Raw genomic sequence first — 15,995 nt, forward strand, 5'->3', positions numbered from 1 at the left:
CAACTCAAGCCCTGGTCATCATCGCCCGCAAGTTAGCGCGTATCGCCTTTTCGCTCATGAAAAACCAGAGCGAGTACCAATCAAAAGCGGGTTTAGGGGCTTCCCCCCAACCATAGAATCTCCCACATTGGATCGCAGGGCATCAGTTATATCTGTGTCGGCTGCCAGGCCGTCACGGGAGCAAGCTCCCTCGCCACAGATTTAGCGTCGTGCCGAAGTTGTGTAGATACCTATGCTCATCGCAGGCAAGCCAGCTCCCACATTTGAATGCGTTCACACATCAAAATGTGGGCTTGCCTGCGATAGCAATCTCAAGGGCGACGCCAATCACAACTTGGCAATCGACACCTCAGTGGATTTCACGAAGGCAATCACTTCACTGCCGATCACCAGCTCCAACTCCTTGACCGAACGGGTGGTGATTACCGAGGTGACAATGCCGGACGCGGTCTGCACGTCAATTTCCGACAGCACGTCGCCGACCACGATTTCCTTGATGGTGCCTTTGAACTGGTTACGCACGTTGATGGCTTTAATAGTCATGGTGTTTTTCCTGTGTGAGTTATTGAGCCCAACGCAATTGCGTCGGCAGCGGTGAAACAGGTTCGGGTTCCGGTGGGGAACCGGGTAGCGACAGCACGCGGTTGAGCACTTCGGCTTCCAGCGCGGCCAGGCGGTGTGAGCCACGGGCCCGTGGGCGTGGCAGGTCGATGTTCAGGTCGAGGCCGATTTCGCCGTTTTCAATCAGAATCACGCGGTCGGCAATCGCCACGGCTTCGCTGACGTCGTGGGTCACCAGCAACACCGTGAAACCGTGCTTGCGCCACAGGTTTTCGATCAGTTGCTGCATCTCGATGCGGGTCAGGGCATCCAGTGCGCCCAGCGGCTCATCAAGCAGCAACAGGCGCGGCTGATGGATCAACGCCCGTGCGAGTGCCACGCGCTGTTTCTGGCCACCGGACAACGCCGCCGGCCATTCATTGGCGCGCTCGGCCAGGCCAACCGCTTCCAGCGCATCCAGCGCTTTGGGCCGCCAGTCGCCCTTGAGGCCCAGGCCGACGTTATCGATGATCTTCTTCCATGGCAGCAAGCGCGCTTCTTGGAACATCAACCGCGTATCTTCAATCGCTTCGTGCAGTGGCGCGGAGCCGGCCAGCAGCTCGCCGCCACTGGCTTTGTCCAGCCCCGCCAACAGGCGCAGCAAGGTACTTTTGCCGCAACCACTGCGACCGACCACGGCCACGAACTGCCCCGCGGGAATATGCAGGTCAATCTCTTTGAGCACTTGGCGGGTACCAAAGGCCTTGCGCAATTTGCGCACCGCCAGCGGGATACCCTTCAACAGACGCGGAGGTTGTTGAGCCGTCATGCTGCACCTCCTTTGACTTGATACGCCGGGTGCCAGCGCAGCCACACACGCTCCAGCCCGCGGGCTGCCAGGTCGGCCAGTTTGCCGAGGATGGCGTACATGACGATGGCCAGCACCACCACGTCGGTTTGCAGGAATTCACGGGCATTCATCGCCAGGTAACCGATGCCGGAGCTGGCCGAGATGGTTTCCGCCACAATCAGCGTCAGCCACATGAAGCCCAGGGCAAAGCGCACCCCCACCAGGATCGACGGCAGCGCGCCCGGCAGGATCACTTGCCAGAACAGGCTGAAACCGGACAAGCCATAGCTGCGCGACATTTCCACCAGTGCCGGGTCGACATTGCGGATGCCGTGGTAAGTGTTCAGGTAGATCGGGAACAAGGTACCCAGGGCCACCAGGAAAATTTTCGCGGTCTCATCAATGCCGAACCACAGGATCACCAGCGGAATCAGCGCCAGGTGCGGCACGTTGCGGATCATCTGCACCGAGCTGTCGAGCAAGCGTTCGCCCCACTTCGACAAGCCGGTGATAAAGCCCAGGGCCAGACCGATGCTGCCACCGATCACAAAGCCCAGACCGGCGCGCCAGCCGCTGATGGCCAGGTGCGTCCAGATTTCGCCGCTGACCACCAGGTTCACCCCGGCTTCGATCACCGCACTCGGCGCTGGCAGAATGCGCGTCGACAACCAACCCGCCGACACCGACAACTGCCACACCGCCAGCAATAAGATCGGCAGCACCCAAGGCGCCACGCGATGGCTGATTTTTTCTAAGTCCATAACGGCGCCTCAGCTCTGCGACGCAGCTTTGGGAAGGATGTCGTTGGCCACCATCTCGCCAAACGGGCTGACGTAGCCGGCGCTTTTTGGCAGCTCGGGACGTTCGATATCCAGGTGCGGGAACAACAGCTCGGCGACCCGATACGACTCTTCCAGGTGTGGATAACCGGAGAAGATAAAGGTATCGATACCCAGGTCCGCGTACTCCTTGACCCGCGCCGCAACCGTTGGGCCATCGCCCACCAGCGCCGTCCCTGCGCCGCCACGTACCAGGCCGACGCCAGCCCACAGGTTGGGGCTGACTTCCAGGTTGTCACGGCTACCGCCGTGCAAGGCTGCCATGCGTTGCTGGCCCACCGAATCGAAGCGCGCCAAGGACGCCTGGGCGCGGGCGATGGTCTCGTCGTCCAGGTGGGAGATCAGTTTGTCGGCGGCTTTCCAGGCTTCGTCGTTGGTCTCGCGCACGATCACATGCAAACGAATACCAAAGCGCACCGTGCGCCCCAGTTTTGCGGCCTTGGCGCGTACCTGCGCGATCTTTTCCGCCACGGCTGCCGGCGGCTCGCCCCAGGTCAGCACCATCTCGACCTGTTCGGCCGCCAGGTCCTGGGCGGCTTCGGAGGAACCCCCGAAATACAGCGGCGGGCGTGGCTGTTGAATCGGTGGGTAGAGCAATTTTGCGCCTTTGACGCTGATGTGCTCGCCGTCGTAGTCCACGGTCTCGCCTTCCAGCACACGGCGCCAGATGCGGGTGAATTCCACCGACGCCTGGTAGCGCTCTTCATGGCTTAAGAACAATCCGTCGCCAGCCAGTTCTTCCGGATCGCCACCGGTGACCAGGTTGAACAGCGCACGGCCACCAGACAGGCGATCCAGGGTCGCGGCCTGACGCGCGGCCACGGTCGGGGAGATGATCCCAGGGCGCAGGGCAACCAGGAATTTCAAGCGCTGGGTCACGGGGATCAGCGAGGCGGCCACCAACCACGAGTCTTCGCAAGAGCGACCTGTAGGGATCAACACCCCGCCGAAACCCAGGCGGTCGGCAGCCTGGGCCACCTGTTGCAGGTAACCGTGGTCGACAGCGCGGGCGCCTTCGGCGGTACCAAGGTAATGACCGTCGCCGTGGGTGGGCAGGAACCAGAAAATATTGAGGCTCATGGAGTTGTCTCCTGAATGAAGTCGGATTACGGCGCTTTGGCAACCGCGGCGGGTGGCGTCCAGATCACGTCCTTGATGCTCAAGGGCTTGGGGATCAATTTGAGTTGGTAGAAGGTGTCTGCGATTTTCTGCTGGGCGGCGACCACTTCCGGGGTCAGGAACAGCGCGCCGTAGCCCTGGCGTTTCACCGACGTGAGGGTGATATCTGCTGGCAGGCCGAGCAGTGGGGCGACCTGCTCAGTCACTTCCTGCGGGTTGGCCTTGGACCATTCGCCTACCGCACGCACCTCTTCCACCAACGCCTTGATCACTTGCGGGTGCTGTTCGGCGTAGGGTTTGGTGGCCAGGTAAAACTGATGGTTGTCGGCAATCCCGGTGCCGTCTCGCAGGGTGCGCGCTTGTAGTTGCTTCTCGGCGGCGGCCTGGTACGGGTCCCAGATCACCCAGGCGTCCACGCTGCCACGCTCGAACGCAGCACGGGCATCGGCGGGCGGCAGGAACACGGTCTTCACGTCGGTGTAGTTGAGGCCGGCGTCTTCCAAGGCACGCACCAGCAGGTAGTGCACGTTGGAGCCTTTGTTGAGCACGACCTTTTTACCCTTGAGCTCGGCCACCGATTTGATCGGCGAATCCTTGGGCACCAGGATCGCTTCGCTGGCAGGCGCGGGTGGTTCGTAGGCGACGTAGAGCAGATCGGCGCCAGCCGCCTGGGCAAACACCGGTGGGGTTTCGCCAGTAACGCCGAAGTCGATGGAGCCGACGTTCAGGCCCTCGAGCAATTGCGGGCCACCGGGAAACTCGGTCCACTGCACCTGCACGCCTTGGTCGGCCAAGCGCTTTTCCAGGGTGCCCTTGGCCTTGAGCAGCACCAGGGTGCCGTACTTCTGATAACCGATCCGCAAGGTCTCGGCGGCTTGGGCTTGAACGATGGCGCCGAAGGACACAGCCGCAGCAAAGAGTGCGACCAGACCACGACGCAAGATGACAGTGCGCATGGCGCTCTCTCCAACTGTGCGATTAAGGTTTTGGCTGCACCTGCTTGGCCGTTGTCGGCTGAGTAAGGTGAGTGTTTCCAGGTTTCTGGGGTGAGGCTCAAATGCTCCAGCGAGCACTCAACAAACGTTCATTCAATACGTCAGGGTCCAGCGGTTTTGGCCGGCGCGCCATGGCGCTGTAGAGCTGCTCCAGGGCTTCGTGCAGACGCTGTTCGAGTACCGGCACCAACTGCGCCTGGACACTGCCCTCGCCATAGGCGATCTGGCTGTCTTCGGCAAAAATACCGTGGAGCAATTCCTGGGCCTTGAGGGCCGACAGCACCGGCTTCAGGGCGTAGTCCACCGCCAGCATGTGGGCGATGCTGCCGCCGGTCGCCATCGGCAACACCACCTTATGGGCCAGCGCACGCTCCGGCAGCAGGTCCAGTACGGTTTTCAACGCCCCGGAAAACGACGCCTTGTACACCGGCGTGGCGATCACCAGGCCGTCGGCATTGGCGACTTGTTGCAGCAGGTCAATGACCTTGGGGCTGTCGAAGCGTGCGTGCAGCAAGTCTTCAGCCGGGAAGTCCCGTACCTGGTAACTCACTACTTCCACGCCCTGCTGTTGCAGCCACTGACGGGTTTTATCCAGCAAGACCCCGGAGCGGGAACGCTGGCTGGGACTGCCTCCAAGTGTTACGACCAGCATGCAGGAGATTCCTTGAGCAAGTGTCGGCGGTTCGCTGTACGGCGATGGCGCCAAGATGGGATAGACCTTATCAGCAGATTTATATATCTATAAATCTTATTTATTCATTTGTTTATTCCATAAATACATAAGCGTTTAACCAATCGCCAGGCGAAAAAAAAGGCCGTCGAAACGGCCTGAAAACCCCTGCTGTGTGAGACGGTTTGCAACTTGAAGCCTGTGCTGTTCATGAGGCCGCCATCGCGGGCAAGCCCCGCTCCCACAGGGGAATGCGGTCAACTGTGGGAGCCGGGCTTGCCCGCGATGGCGATATAAGCCTTAACGATTGGGTTGTGGGGTAAGACGCAGGTACGGCTTCACCGCGCGATAGCCCTTGGGAAAGCGTTTCTTGATCTCTTCCTCGTCCTTGAGTGACGGCACGATGACCACCTCATCCCCATCCTGCCAGTTGGCCGGTGTTGCCACCTTGTGGTTGTCGGTCAGCTGCAGCGAGTCGATCACCCGCAGGATTTCATGGAAATTACGCCCGGTGCTGGCCGGGTAGGTGATGGTCAGGCGGATCTTCTTGTTCGGGTCGATCACGAACAAGGAGCGCACGGTGAGAGTATCGCTGGCATTCGGGTGGATCAGGTCGTAGAGGTCCGAGACCTTGCGGTCTGCATCGGCCAGGATCGGGAAGTTGACCACGGTGTTCTGGGTCTCGTTGATGTCGTCGATCCACTTGTGATGCGAGTCCACCGGATCTACCGACAGGGCGATGGCCTTGACGCCACGTTTGGCGAATTCATCCTTGAGCTTGGCGGTAAAACCCAGCTCGGTGGTGCACACCGGGGTGAAGTCCGCAGGGTGGGAAAACAGCACACCCCAGCTGTCGCCCAGCCATTCGTGGAAGCGAATCTTGCCGGCGCTGGAATCCTGTTCGAAGTCGGGGGCGATGTCGCCCAGTCTTAGGCTCATGGTGTGGCTCCTGTTGAGTGCTTATGGAGCCCACTGTGCATGGATTTTTTGTGATTTAAAAAGAATAAATATCGATTTATCTAGACGATAAAGGAATATTAAAAATCAGTTCATTGGACTTGGGAACGGCCTGAGGCCAACATCGCCTTCAAGGTTCGAGAAGGCCTTGAGACGCTGCAAAAAAGAGGGATTCAGGAAGGGCTTGCAGGGGTTGAGCCCGACTTGAACAGCAAGACACCTTGCCCGGCATTGCGCCGGGCAAGGTTTTACAGTCTTACAACAGCGGGATCGAGTAGCTGACGATCAAGCGGTTTTCGTCCTGGTTACGCGCGTTGGCGATGTCGCTGCGCCACATAGCGTTTTTCCACGCCACGCCGACGTTCTTCAGCGGACCTTCCGGTACGACGTAGGCGACAGTGATGTCACGCTCCCACTCGGACTGGCCGGTGAACTCGGTACGGTTGCTGGAGACGGTGTCGATATGATCACCTTTCAGGTAAACCACACCGGCGGTCAGGCCAGGTACGCCGACTTTGGCGAAGTCATAGGAGTAGCGAGCTTGCCAGGTACGCTCGCCGGCACGGGCGAACTTCTGGATTTGCATGTCGGTTGTGATGTAAGCCGACGAGCCGTCACCCTGGTTCAGCCAAGGGAAATCGCTGCTACCGTTACTGACCTGATAACCGCCACCAAAGGTGTGACCGGCGACCGAGTACAGGAACAGGCCGCTGTACAGGTTGTTGTCGACTTTGCCACGACCGGAGTTCACGCCGCCGTAGTTGCCCGTCGAGAAGTAAGCGGACTGGTTACCGTTGTTGCCATCGTCGGAGCTGTTGAAGTAGCGCAGGTCAGACTTCAACACGCCAGGGCCGATAGCCCAGTTGTGGGTCAGGCCCAGGAAGTGTTGCTTGTAGAAATCTTCCAGGTTGCCGTAGTAGTACTGGGCGGTCAGATCCTTGGTGATCTTGTAGTCGCCACCGGCGTAGTAGAACTTGTTGCTCGAACGCCAGTTCACACCGCGGCTGTTGGCGCCGGAAATGGACAGGCTTTCGTTGTTGCTGGAGTTACGGCCCTTGGCCTTTTCGATCTGGCCAGCAACCAGGGTCAGGTCCTTGATGTCGCTAGAGGTGATCTGGCCACCTTGGAAGGTTTGCGGCAGCATACGACCATCGTTGGTGACGATGACCGGCAGCTTGGGCTGCAAGGTACCCAACTTCAGTTCGGTTTGAGAGATCTTGGCTTTGGCAGTGAGGCCCAGGCTGGAGTAGTTATCAACGGCTTCGCCATTGGACTTGCTCGGGAAGATCGTGCCGCCGTAGGAGCTGGCAGTCGCGCCGTTGGTGCCACCGCCGGAATCCAGGCGAACACCCAGCAGGCCGATAGCGTCCAGACCGAAGCCGACGGTGCCTTGGGTGTAACCGGAGATGAAACGCAGATCGAAGCCTTGGCCCCACTCTTCGTTCTTGTTCGCACCAGCGCCTTCGCGGTTATCGGTGTTGATGTAGAAGTTACGCAGGCCCAGTGTGGCCTTGCTGTCTTCGATGAAACCGGCAGCGCCTGCTTGCTGGGCGATTGCGCCCAACGTTACAGCCACAGCCAAGGTGGACTTCTTCATGTACCGCTCCTCTCATTTCTAATTTTTGTATTTCTTTGGTCTCGGGTCTGACGCCCTAGATCCACAGATGCGCGATTAGCGCCAGATAGTGACCACCAAGTCAATCGTAACCTTGTGTGTCTACTACCTTCGTCTAATCGCAGTTGATTTGGTCCCTGCAGGGTAATGAGTTTTTCATACACCCAAAAAGAATTATTTCATTCTTTTTCATACGATCCAGGAATAAGGCTTTCCGTGAAGCTGGCCGGTCAGGATAGACGCGCCGCTCCATAAGCTAATTCCTAAAGGGTATTTACTGGTGCTTTTTTAGATCGATTAGTGTGGCCGTACGGTTGCATACGTCACTCACGATCAAAAAGGCGACGCCATCATGGCCAAACGCACATCCTCCCGTCAATTTGTTACAGTTTTTGTATCGCTATTACTTTCTTTTGGTGTCAATGCCGCCGACCTGACGGTGGGCTACCAGACCGGCATTGATCCCAGCAAGGTTCCCCAGGCCGACGGCCTCTACGAAAAAGCCATTGGCGAGAAAATCGCCTGGCGCCGCTTCAACAGCGGGCCGGAGGTGGTCACGGCCATCGCTTCGGGTGATGTACAAATCGGCAACCTCGGCTCCAGCCCGCTCGCGGCGGCGGCCTCGCGCAACCTGCCGATTGTGGCGTTTATCGTATCGGCACAGATCAACGCTTCTGAAGCCCTGGTGGTGCGCAACGGTAGTGGCATCGATAACCCCCAGGACTTGATCGGCAAAACCATCGCCACTCCGTTCGTCTCGACCTCCCATTACAGCCTGCTCGGCGCGCTGAAACACTGGGGTCTGAACACCCAGCAAGTCAAAGTGGTGAACCTGCAACCGGCCGAAATCGCCGCTGCGTGGAAACGCGGCGATATTGATGGGGCTTTTGTGTGGTCCCCGGCCTTGGGCGAAATCCGCAAGAGCGGCAAGACTCTGACAGACGCGGCGCAGGTGGGCCAATGGGGTGCACCCACATTTGAGGTGTGGGTGGCGCGCAAGGATTTTGCGCAAAAACATCCTGACGTAGTGGCCAAGTTCGCCAAAGTTACCCTGGATGCCTTTGCCGACTATGCCGCCCACAAAGACAGCTGGACGGTGGATTCCGAGCCAGTGCAAAAAATCGCCAAACTGACAGGTTCAAATGCCGACGACATTCCGCAGCTCTTGGCCGGTACGACGTTTCCGGATGCGCAGGCACAGCAAACCGCTGCGCTGCTCAAGGGTGGCACGGCGAAGGCGATTGAGGAGACGGCGAAGTTCTTGAAGGAACAGGGGAAGGTGGAGACGGTGCTGCCGGATTATTCGGCCTATGTGACCGACAAATTCATCACACAATAAATACAGTCTTTGGTGGGAGCTGGCTTGCCTGCGATGCCAGCAACTCGGTCCTTCAGATAAACCGAGGCGCCGCTATCGCAGGCAAGCCAGCTCCCACACAGAGCAGTACTCTTTTACAGGGCCTTCTCGAAAATCTTCGAATTGCGCTGATAGTTGTACAGCGACGCGCGCGCCGACGGCAGGCGGTCCACGCTGCTGGGTACAAAGCCGCGTTCGCGGAACCAATGGGCCGTACGCGTGGTGAGTACAAAGAGGGTTTTCAAGCCCTGGGCGCGTGCCCGGGTCTGGATGCGTTCGAGCAACACATCGCCTCGCGCGCCGTGGCGGTACTCCGGGTTCACTGCCAGGCACGCCAACTCCCCCGCATCCGAATCCGCGATCTGATACAGCGCCGCGCAGGCGATGATCATGCCTTCGCGCTCGACCACGCTGAACTGCTCGATCTCACGCTCCAGCACTTCCCGCGAACGGCGCACCAGAATGCCCTGCTCTTCCAGCGGGCTGATCAGGTCCAGCAAGCCGCCGACGTCTTCAATCGCCGCTTCGCGCACCAGTTCGAATTGCTCCTGGGCCACCAGCGTACCGCCACCATCGCGGGTGAACAGTTCGGTAAGCAAAGCACCATCTTCGGCGTAGCTGACGATATGGCTGCGCCCTACTCCACCCCGGCAGGCTTCGGCAGCGGCATCGAGCAGTTCGGCTTGATAGTTGCTGCCCAGGCGTTGCAGGTGCGCGGGTACTTGTTGTGGGCGCAATTCACGCACCAGGCGGCCGTTCTCATCGATCAGACCGGGATCGGCGCCGAACAGCAGCAACTTGTCGGCGCCCAGGTCGATGGCGGCGCGGGTGGCGACGTCTTCGCAGGCCAGGTTGAAGATCTCGCCGGTGGGCGAATACCCCAACGGCGACAGCAGCACGATAGAGCGCTCATCCAACAGACGGTTGATGCCCTTGCGGTCGACCCGGCGCACTTCGCCGGTGTGGTGGTAGTCCACGCCTTCAAGCACGCCGATTGGCCGTGCGGTGACCAGGTTGCCGCTGGCCACACGCAGGCGCGAACCCTGCATCGGCGAGGACGCCATGTCCATGGACAAGCGCGCCTCGATGGCAATGCGCAAATGACCCACCGCGTCGATCACACACTCCAGCGTCGCAGCATCGGTGATGCGCAGGCCTTCGTGGTAAGCCGGGGTAAGGCCGCGTGCTTCAAGGCGGGTTTCGATTTGCGGGCGCGAGCCGTGCACCAGCACCAGGCGAACTCCCAGGCTGTGAAGCAGCACCAGGTCGTGGACGATATTGCCGAAGTTGGGGTGGTCCACACCATCGCCGGGCAGCATGACCACAAAAGTGCAGTCGCGGTGGGCGTTGATGTAGGGCGAAGCGTGACGAAGCCAGTTGACGTATTCGGGCATAACACCTGGGCCTGTAATAAAAAGCAGCCAAATAAAGGATCAATCGTGAAAGCGCACAGCGGCTGATGGTTATCGTCGGAACAGGCTTGGCGACACGCTCACTCTCCTTATGTACGAATGGGCAGGGGTTAATTTATGCAGGTTTCAGGCAGTAGTGTTCGATCAGTTCCCGCAATAGACGCACTGTAGGCGTCAAGCGTGACATTTCAAGGTACTCGCCAGGCTGGTGGGCGCAGGCAATGTCGCCAGGGCCGAGCACCAGGGTTTCGCAACCAAGGCGCTGAAGATAAGGCGCTTCGGTGCCGAACGCTACTGCTTCGGCACGATGACCGGTCAAACGCTCCGCCACCCGCACCAACTCGGCGTCTTCGGGCTGCTCAAAGGGTGGCACTTCGGGGAACAACGGCGCGTAGTCGATCTTGACCTTATGCCGCTCGGCCAGGGGTTCGAGCTTCTGGCGGATCGCGGCGCGCAGCACCTCGGGGTCCATGCCCGGAAGGGGGCGCAGGTCGAACTCCAGGGAGCACTGGCCGCAGATGCGGTTGGGGTTGTCGCCGCCGTGAATGCAGCCGAAGTTCATCGTCGGCTGCGGCACGCTGAATTGCGCGTTGCGGTACTCGCGCTGCCAGGCCAGGCGCAGGCCGCGCAATTCGCCGATGGCGTCATGCATGGCTTCCAGGGCGCTGTGGCCCAGGCTGGGGTCCGACGAGTGGCCACTGCGCCCGAGGATCTCGATGCGTTCCATCATCACGCCCTTGTGCAGGCGGATCGGCTTGAGCCCGGTCGGCTCGCCGATCACAGCTGCACGACCTAATGGGCGCCCCGCCTCGGCCAGCGCACGGGCACCGGACATAGAGCTTTCCTCGTCACAGGTGGCAAGGATCAACAGCGGTTGCTTGAAGGGTTGGTCCAGCAGCGGCAACACCGCGTCGATAACCAGTGCGAAGAACCCCTTCATGTCACAACTGCCCAGCCCTACCCAGCGGCCGTCGACTTCCGTCAGCTTGAGCGGGTCGGTGTTCCACAGCGCCGCGTCATACGGCACGGTATCGCTATGCCCCGCCAACACCAAGCCACCGGGGCCGCTGCCGAAACTGGCCAACAGGTTGAACTTGCCGGGGCTGACTTGTTGGATATCGATGGCAAAGCCCAGGTCGCCCAGCCAAGCGGCGAGCAGGTCAATCACCGGGCGGTTGCTCTGGTCGAGAGACGCCTGGGTGCAGCTCACCGACGGCGCGGCGATCAAGGCGGCGAACTGCTCTTTCATGGACGGTAACGGCATGCGCGGTCTCCCAACTTCCCGGATGAACCTCACTATAGAGGCATCTGCGCAACACAATAAACCGTTGCGGCACGTTGCCGGGCTCACTCCTGTACACTGCACGACCTTGGCAGCCACACTTTTCCCCGGCTGCGCTCCCGATCCTGGATTTTCCGGCCATGCAGAAAGAAACCGAAATCAAGCTACGCGTCAGCCGCGAAACACTCGCCGCGCTGCGTGAGCACCCGTTACTGAAAAAACGCAACAAAAGTGGCTGGGAACGCCGTGAGTTGATGAACCAGTACTTCGACACCCCCGAGCGAGACCTGGCCCAGGCCAAGGTTGCCCTGCGCCTGCGCAAGGACGGTGACGACATCATCCAGACCCTCAAGACCCGCGGCCAAAGCGTCGCCGGCTTGTCGGAACGCAACGAATACAACTGGGACCTGCCCAAAGCCAAGCTCGATGTGAAGAAACTCGATGGCGAGTGCTGGCCCGAGCAACTGGCCGAGCTGGACAAAAAGACCCTCAAGCCGATCTTCACCACCGACTTCGTGCGTGAACGCGCCGAGATCGCCTGGGGCCGTGGCAAGGCCAAGGTGGTGATCGAAGCCGCCCTGGACCTGGGCCACGTGGTAGTCGGCAAGCAGAAAGAAGAAATCTGCGAGCTGGAGCTGGAACTGCGCGAAGGCGAACCGGCGGCCCTGCTGGAGCTGGCCGCCGAGCTGGCCGCAACCCTGGCCCTGATGCCGTGCGACATCAGCAAGGCCGAACGCGGCTATCGCCTGTATGACGCCAGCAGCTACTCCCTGAGCCTGCCGGCGCCACAGATCCACGCCGAAATGCCATTGGACGACGCCTTCGCCGCGATCCTGTGGCACCTGCTGGGCAGCAGCCAGCGCCTGGCCGAGCAATACCGCTTCAATGGCCACTGGCGCCTGCTGCAAGACTGGGTCGAGAACCTCGGTGAATTGCGCGCCCTGATCGGCAGCCTCGGCCAGGCCGCGCCACGCCAATCCACCAGCGAACTGCGCAGCGCCCTGGATGCGTTGCTGGAAGACTGGCGCCCGCTGGTCCAGGCCGGTGACGACGATGAAGACATTCGCAAAGCCGCGCCGGAACAGTTCATCGAAGAGCTGCAAGACGTGCGCTGGGGCCTATTCTCACTCAACCTCTCGCGCTGGCTGCTGGCCCGCGCCTGGACGGCCGAACGTAACGTGCGTGGCAACCGTCAGGGCGCTGCACAAATTACCAACTGGCTGCCACGCCTGCTGGCCGACGACGCCGTCGCCTTGCAATTGCAGCGCTACCAGCAACAGCCGGAAGACCTGGCCGAGCAACTGCCGCGCATCGAACGCATCCAGGCCTGGCTGCACCATGCGCGCCATGTGGTGGACATTCCTGAACTGGACCGTTTGTACGGCGAGCTGAACAAGCTGGCGCACTTGGCAAACCAGCCGATTACCGATGAATCGCTGGATGCGCGTATGCACCAGGCGATTGCGGTTTATCAGAATCGTGCCTGGAAGACCCTTCTGCGCCTGTAATCGCTATCGCGGGCAAGCCCGCTCCCACATTTGCTGTGGGAGCGGGCTTGCCCGCGATGAGGCCCTCCCTGTCAGCGCAATACTGGCAGGCTGGTGGTGGACTTGATCTCCGACAGCGCCACAATCGAGTTGACCTCCTGAATCCCCGGCACCATCGACAACTTCTCAAAGAAAAACCGCTCGTACGCCTCGATATCCGAGGTGACGATACGCAGCAGAAAATCCACCGCCCCCATCAGCACATAGCACTCCAACACTTCCGGGAACCCGCGAATCGCCTCGGTGAACTCGGTGAAATTGGAACGACCGTGGGCGTTGAGTTTGACTTCGGCGAAAATCTGCGTGTTGAGCCCGATTTTCTTGCGGTCCAGCAGGGTGACCTGGCCGCGGATCACGCCCTCCTCCTTGAGCCGCTGAATACGCCGCCAGCATGGCGACTGCGACAGGCCGACCTGTTCGGCAATCTGTGCACTGGAGAGCGAGGCATCCTCTTGCAGCAAGGCCAGGATGCGGCGGTCGTAGGCGTCCAACTCATTGTGCATAAAAGTACCCATGAATAGGCTTATCTTGAATCGTTTTGGTCTATTTATCGCCAAAAAGGCTTATTTTAGATAAGAAATCTCCCGAGGCGAATGTAAAAATTTCTCCAGTCGAAACTGGAGAGTCAGCATGCATGCCGTCGAAACCGCCTACCCCGCCACCCGCGTCGATGCGTGGGCCGCCAATAGCAGCCACTGCCAGGCGCACTATCGCATCGTCGCCGAGGCTGAACCGGACGTGCTGTGCCGGGTACTGAACTACTTCGCGCTGCAATTGCTCACGCCCACCCAGGTCAGCATGAACCGGGAAGCCGACCTGCTGAGCATTGATATCGTGATGACCGGCCTGAGCTGGCACCGCGCCCAGGTGATCGGTGAAAAGATTCGAAACCTGATCAGCGTCTGCACCCTGGAGCTGTGGTCGGCTGATTCCGAGCGGCCTCAAGCGTTGGCAGCGATGGCCCAGTAAAAACCGGCAATACACGCGCCAGCAGGATCTTCAGCAACTGGCTAGCCTGGGATTACCCCCCAAGCCCCAGGAAAACCTGCATGTCCGTCGCCGCTCACGATCACCCCTTGAAACTGCAGCAATTGTTGCCGGCGTTGGTCGAGCAAGGGCTGATCACGGCGCAGGCGGCGCAAAAGGTAGCGCCAGCATCCGGCAGCCAGCATCCCTTGGAATGCATCGCAGCCCAGGGCCCTTGCCTGGAGACCTTGACCCAATGGCTGGCCCGGCAGGTAGGCCAACCTTACCTGCGCATCGACCCGTTGAAGATTGATGTGGCAGCCGTGGTGCCGTTGATGTCCTACGCCTTTGCCCAGCGCCACGGCATTCTTGCAGTCGCCGTCGATACCCACAGCGTGACGATCGCCAGTGCCCAACCCCATGTCACCACCTGGGAAGCCGGACTGTCCCAGGTGCTCAGACGCACGATCAAGCGCGTGGTTGCCAACCCCAGCGATATCCAGCGCTGTATCAACGAGTTTTACCGTTTAGCCAAGTCCGTCAGCGGTGCGGATGAAAAGATGACGACGCCTGGCAATCTCGACTTGCTCAGCCTCGGCGCCAGCGACAAGGAGCCGGATGCCAACGACGCGCATATCGTCAACATCGTCGACTGGCTGCTGCAATACGCCTTTGGCCAACGAGCCAGCGATATCCATATCGAGCCCTGCCGCGACCAGGGCCGGGTGCGCTTTCGCATTGACGGGCTGCTGCATGACGTCTATCAATTTCCCCCACAGGTCACCATGGCCGTGGTCAGCCGCCTGAAAAGCCTGGGGCGAATGAACGTGGCCGAAAAACGCAAACCCCAGGATGGCCGCGTCAAAACCAGGAACCCTGCGGGTGTCGAAGTGGAATTGCGGCTTTCGACCCTGCCCACGGCATTCGGCGAAAAACTGGTGATGCGAATTTTCGACCCACAGGTGCTGCTCAAGGATTTTGACCAGTTGGGTTTGTCCAACGCCGACCAGCAGCGCTGGCACGCCATGACGCGACGCAGCCACGGCATCATCCTCGTCACCGGCCCCACCGGCTCGGGCAAGACAAGCACCCTCTACACCACCCTCAGGCAACTGGCGACCCGGGAGGTCAACCTGTGCACGGTGGAAGACCCGATTGAAATGGTCGAGCCGGCCTTCAACCAGATGCAGGTCCAGCACAACATCGACCTCACGTTCGCCAGCGGCATCCGCGCCCTGCTGCGCCAGGACCCGGACATCATCATGATCGGCGAAATTCGCGACCAGGAGACCGCAGAGATGGCTATCCAGGCCGCGCTGACCGGTCACCTGGTTTTCTCGACCTTGCACACCAACGATGCACCCAGCGCCATCAGCCGCCTGCAGGAATTGGGCGTTGCTCACTATTTGATCAAAGCCACGCTCATAGGTGTGATGGCGCAGCGCCTGGTGCGGCTGCTGTGCAGCCACTGCAAGCGCCCGCTGGGCCAGGCGGACGTTGACGGCTGCGAAGCCGTCGGCTGTGCGCAATGCCGTGACAGCGGTTATCGAGGCAGGGCCGGGCTGTATGAAATCATGCTCATGGACCCGGCACTCCAAGCGCTGGTCACCCCGGGTGCGGACGTACAAGCGCTGCGCCGTGAGGCACTGGCGCAGGGCATGAGCAGCCTGCGCATGGCCGGCGTCGAGAAAGTGAAGGCCGGCCTGACCACGATGACGGAGGTATTGCGGGTCACGCCAGGGGATTCAGAAACAAATCCTTTGTTTGTTGGGCCATGAAACCGTCTTTATCCGTGTCCAGACCGTTACAATCGGCCTAATGTCATTCACTGACACCTTCAGATAGG

Annotated in this window: 15 protein-coding genes and 1 pseudogene; 5 read left to right on the forward strand and 11 right to left on the reverse strand. The window is 60.2% G+C overall.

The genetic code is table 11. From position 1 onward, the window contains the following. A pseudogene (locus JJD66_RS27935) lies at positions 1–116 on the forward strand (IS110 family transposase); the annotation flags it as partial. A gap of 211 nt (positions 117–327) precedes the next feature. On the opposite strand, the gene JJD66_RS00005 reads toward JJD66_RS27935, so the two are convergent. The 8 genes from JJD66_RS00005 to JJD66_RS00040 form a co-directional block, all read right to left on the reverse strand. Next, the gene (locus JJD66_RS00005) at positions 328–543 is read right to left on the reverse strand and encodes a TOBE domain-containing protein (RefSeq protein ID WP_003176783.1); all 216 of its coding nucleotides are present in this window, start codon (positions 541–543) and stop codon (positions 328–330) included. Positions 544–562: 19 nt separating this feature from the next. Then, on the reverse strand, positions 563–1,369 hold the full coding sequence (ssuB, locus tag JJD66_RS00010; protein WP_014720389.1) for an aliphatic sulfonates ABC transporter ATP-binding protein: 807 nt from the start codon (positions 1,367–1,369) through the stop codon (positions 563–565). Beyond that, positions 1,366–2,151: an aliphatic sulfonate ABC transporter permease SsuC gene (ssuC, locus tag JJD66_RS00015; RefSeq protein WP_003195258.1), complete on the reverse strand. Its 786-nt coding sequence runs from the start codon at positions 2,149–2,151 to the stop codon at positions 1,366–1,368. The genes ssuB and ssuC overlap by 4 nt, the downstream gene beginning before the upstream one ends. A gap of 9 nt (positions 2,152–2,160) precedes the next feature. Further along, positions 2,161–3,309, reverse strand: coding sequence for an FMNH2-dependent alkanesulfonate monooxygenase (ssuD, locus tag JJD66_RS00020; RefSeq protein ID WP_003195260.1), 1,149 nt, complete (start codon positions 3,307–3,309; stop codon positions 2,161–2,163). A gap of 26 nt (positions 3,310–3,335) precedes the next feature. Continuing rightward, positions 3,336–4,304, reverse strand: a complete 969-nt coding sequence (locus JJD66_RS00025; protein WP_200647385.1) for a sulfonate ABC transporter substrate-binding protein — start codon at positions 4,302–4,304, stop codon at positions 3,336–3,338. A gap of 97 nt (positions 4,305–4,401) precedes the next feature. After that, the gene (gene ssuE / locus JJD66_RS00030) at positions 4,402–4,995 is read right to left on the reverse strand and encodes an NADPH-dependent FMN reductase (protein ID WP_014720392.1); all 594 of its coding nucleotides are present in this window, start codon (positions 4,993–4,995) and stop codon (positions 4,402–4,404) included. Positions 4,996–5,313: 318 nt separating this feature from the next. Then, complete coding sequence (locus tag JJD66_RS00035; RefSeq protein ID WP_098950086.1) at positions 5,314–5,952, reverse strand: peroxiredoxin; 639 nt, start codon at positions 5,950–5,952, stop codon at positions 5,314–5,316. A gap of 274 nt (positions 5,953–6,226) precedes the next feature. Next, positions 6,227–7,567, reverse strand: a complete 1,341-nt coding sequence (locus JJD66_RS00040) for an OprD family porin (protein WP_105228905.1) — start codon at positions 7,565–7,567, stop codon at positions 6,227–6,229. A gap of 370 nt (positions 7,568–7,937) precedes the next feature. On the opposite strand from JJD66_RS00040, the gene tauA reads away from it, so the two are divergent. After that, on the forward strand, positions 7,938–8,924 hold the full coding sequence (tauA, locus tag JJD66_RS00045; protein WP_198715822.1) for a taurine ABC transporter substrate-binding protein: 987 nt from the start codon (positions 7,938–7,940) through the stop codon (positions 8,922–8,924). A 113-nt stretch (positions 8,925–9,037) separates the two neighbouring features. Here tauA and argA read toward each other — a convergent pair whose 3' ends face one another. Both argA and argE read right to left on the reverse strand, forming a co-directional pair. Then, complete coding sequence (argA, locus tag JJD66_RS00050; protein ID WP_003195273.1) at positions 9,038–10,336, reverse strand: amino-acid N-acetyltransferase; 1,299 nt, start codon at positions 10,334–10,336, stop codon at positions 9,038–9,040. Between the two features lie 133 nt (positions 10,337–10,469). Next, a complete protein-coding gene (argE, locus tag JJD66_RS00055) occupies positions 10,470–11,618 on the reverse strand; it encodes an acetylornithine deacetylase (RefSeq protein ID WP_096144046.1) in 1,149 nt (382 codons plus the stop codon). 158 nt (positions 11,619–11,776) lie between these two features. On the opposite strand from argE, the gene JJD66_RS00060 reads away from it, so the two are divergent. Further along, positions 11,777–13,144, forward strand: a complete 1,368-nt coding sequence (locus JJD66_RS00060) for a CYTH domain-containing protein (protein WP_200647386.1) — start codon at positions 11,777–11,779, stop codon at positions 13,142–13,144. A 71-nt stretch (positions 13,145–13,215) separates the two neighbouring features. Here JJD66_RS00060 and JJD66_RS00065 read toward each other — a convergent pair whose 3' ends face one another. Then, positions 13,216–13,686 carry an Lrp/AsnC family transcriptional regulator gene (locus JJD66_RS00065; RefSeq protein ID WP_054896032.1) on the reverse strand — a complete coding sequence of 157 codons (471 nt, stop codon included), beginning with the start codon at positions 13,684–13,686 and terminating at the stop codon, positions 13,216–13,218. 127 nt (positions 13,687–13,813) lie between these two features. Here JJD66_RS00065 and JJD66_RS00070 point away from each other — a divergent pair, with 127 nt between their 5' ends. After that, entirely contained in the window at positions 13,814–14,152 is a 339-nt protein-coding gene (locus JJD66_RS00070; protein ID WP_014720398.1) for a hypothetical protein, read from the forward strand. Positions 14,153–14,232: 80 nt separating this feature from the next. Further along, positions 14,233–15,927, forward strand: coding sequence for a GspE/PulE family protein (locus tag JJD66_RS00075; protein WP_200647387.1), 1,695 nt, complete (start codon positions 14,233–14,235; stop codon positions 15,925–15,927). Positions 15,928–15,995 lie beyond the last annotated feature (68 nt).

This window comes from Pseudomonas sp. MF6751 (assembly GCF_016613265.1).
Classification (GTDB): domain Bacteria; phylum Pseudomonadota; class Gammaproteobacteria; order Pseudomonadales; family Pseudomonadaceae; genus Aquipseudomonas; species Aquipseudomonas fluorescens_BV.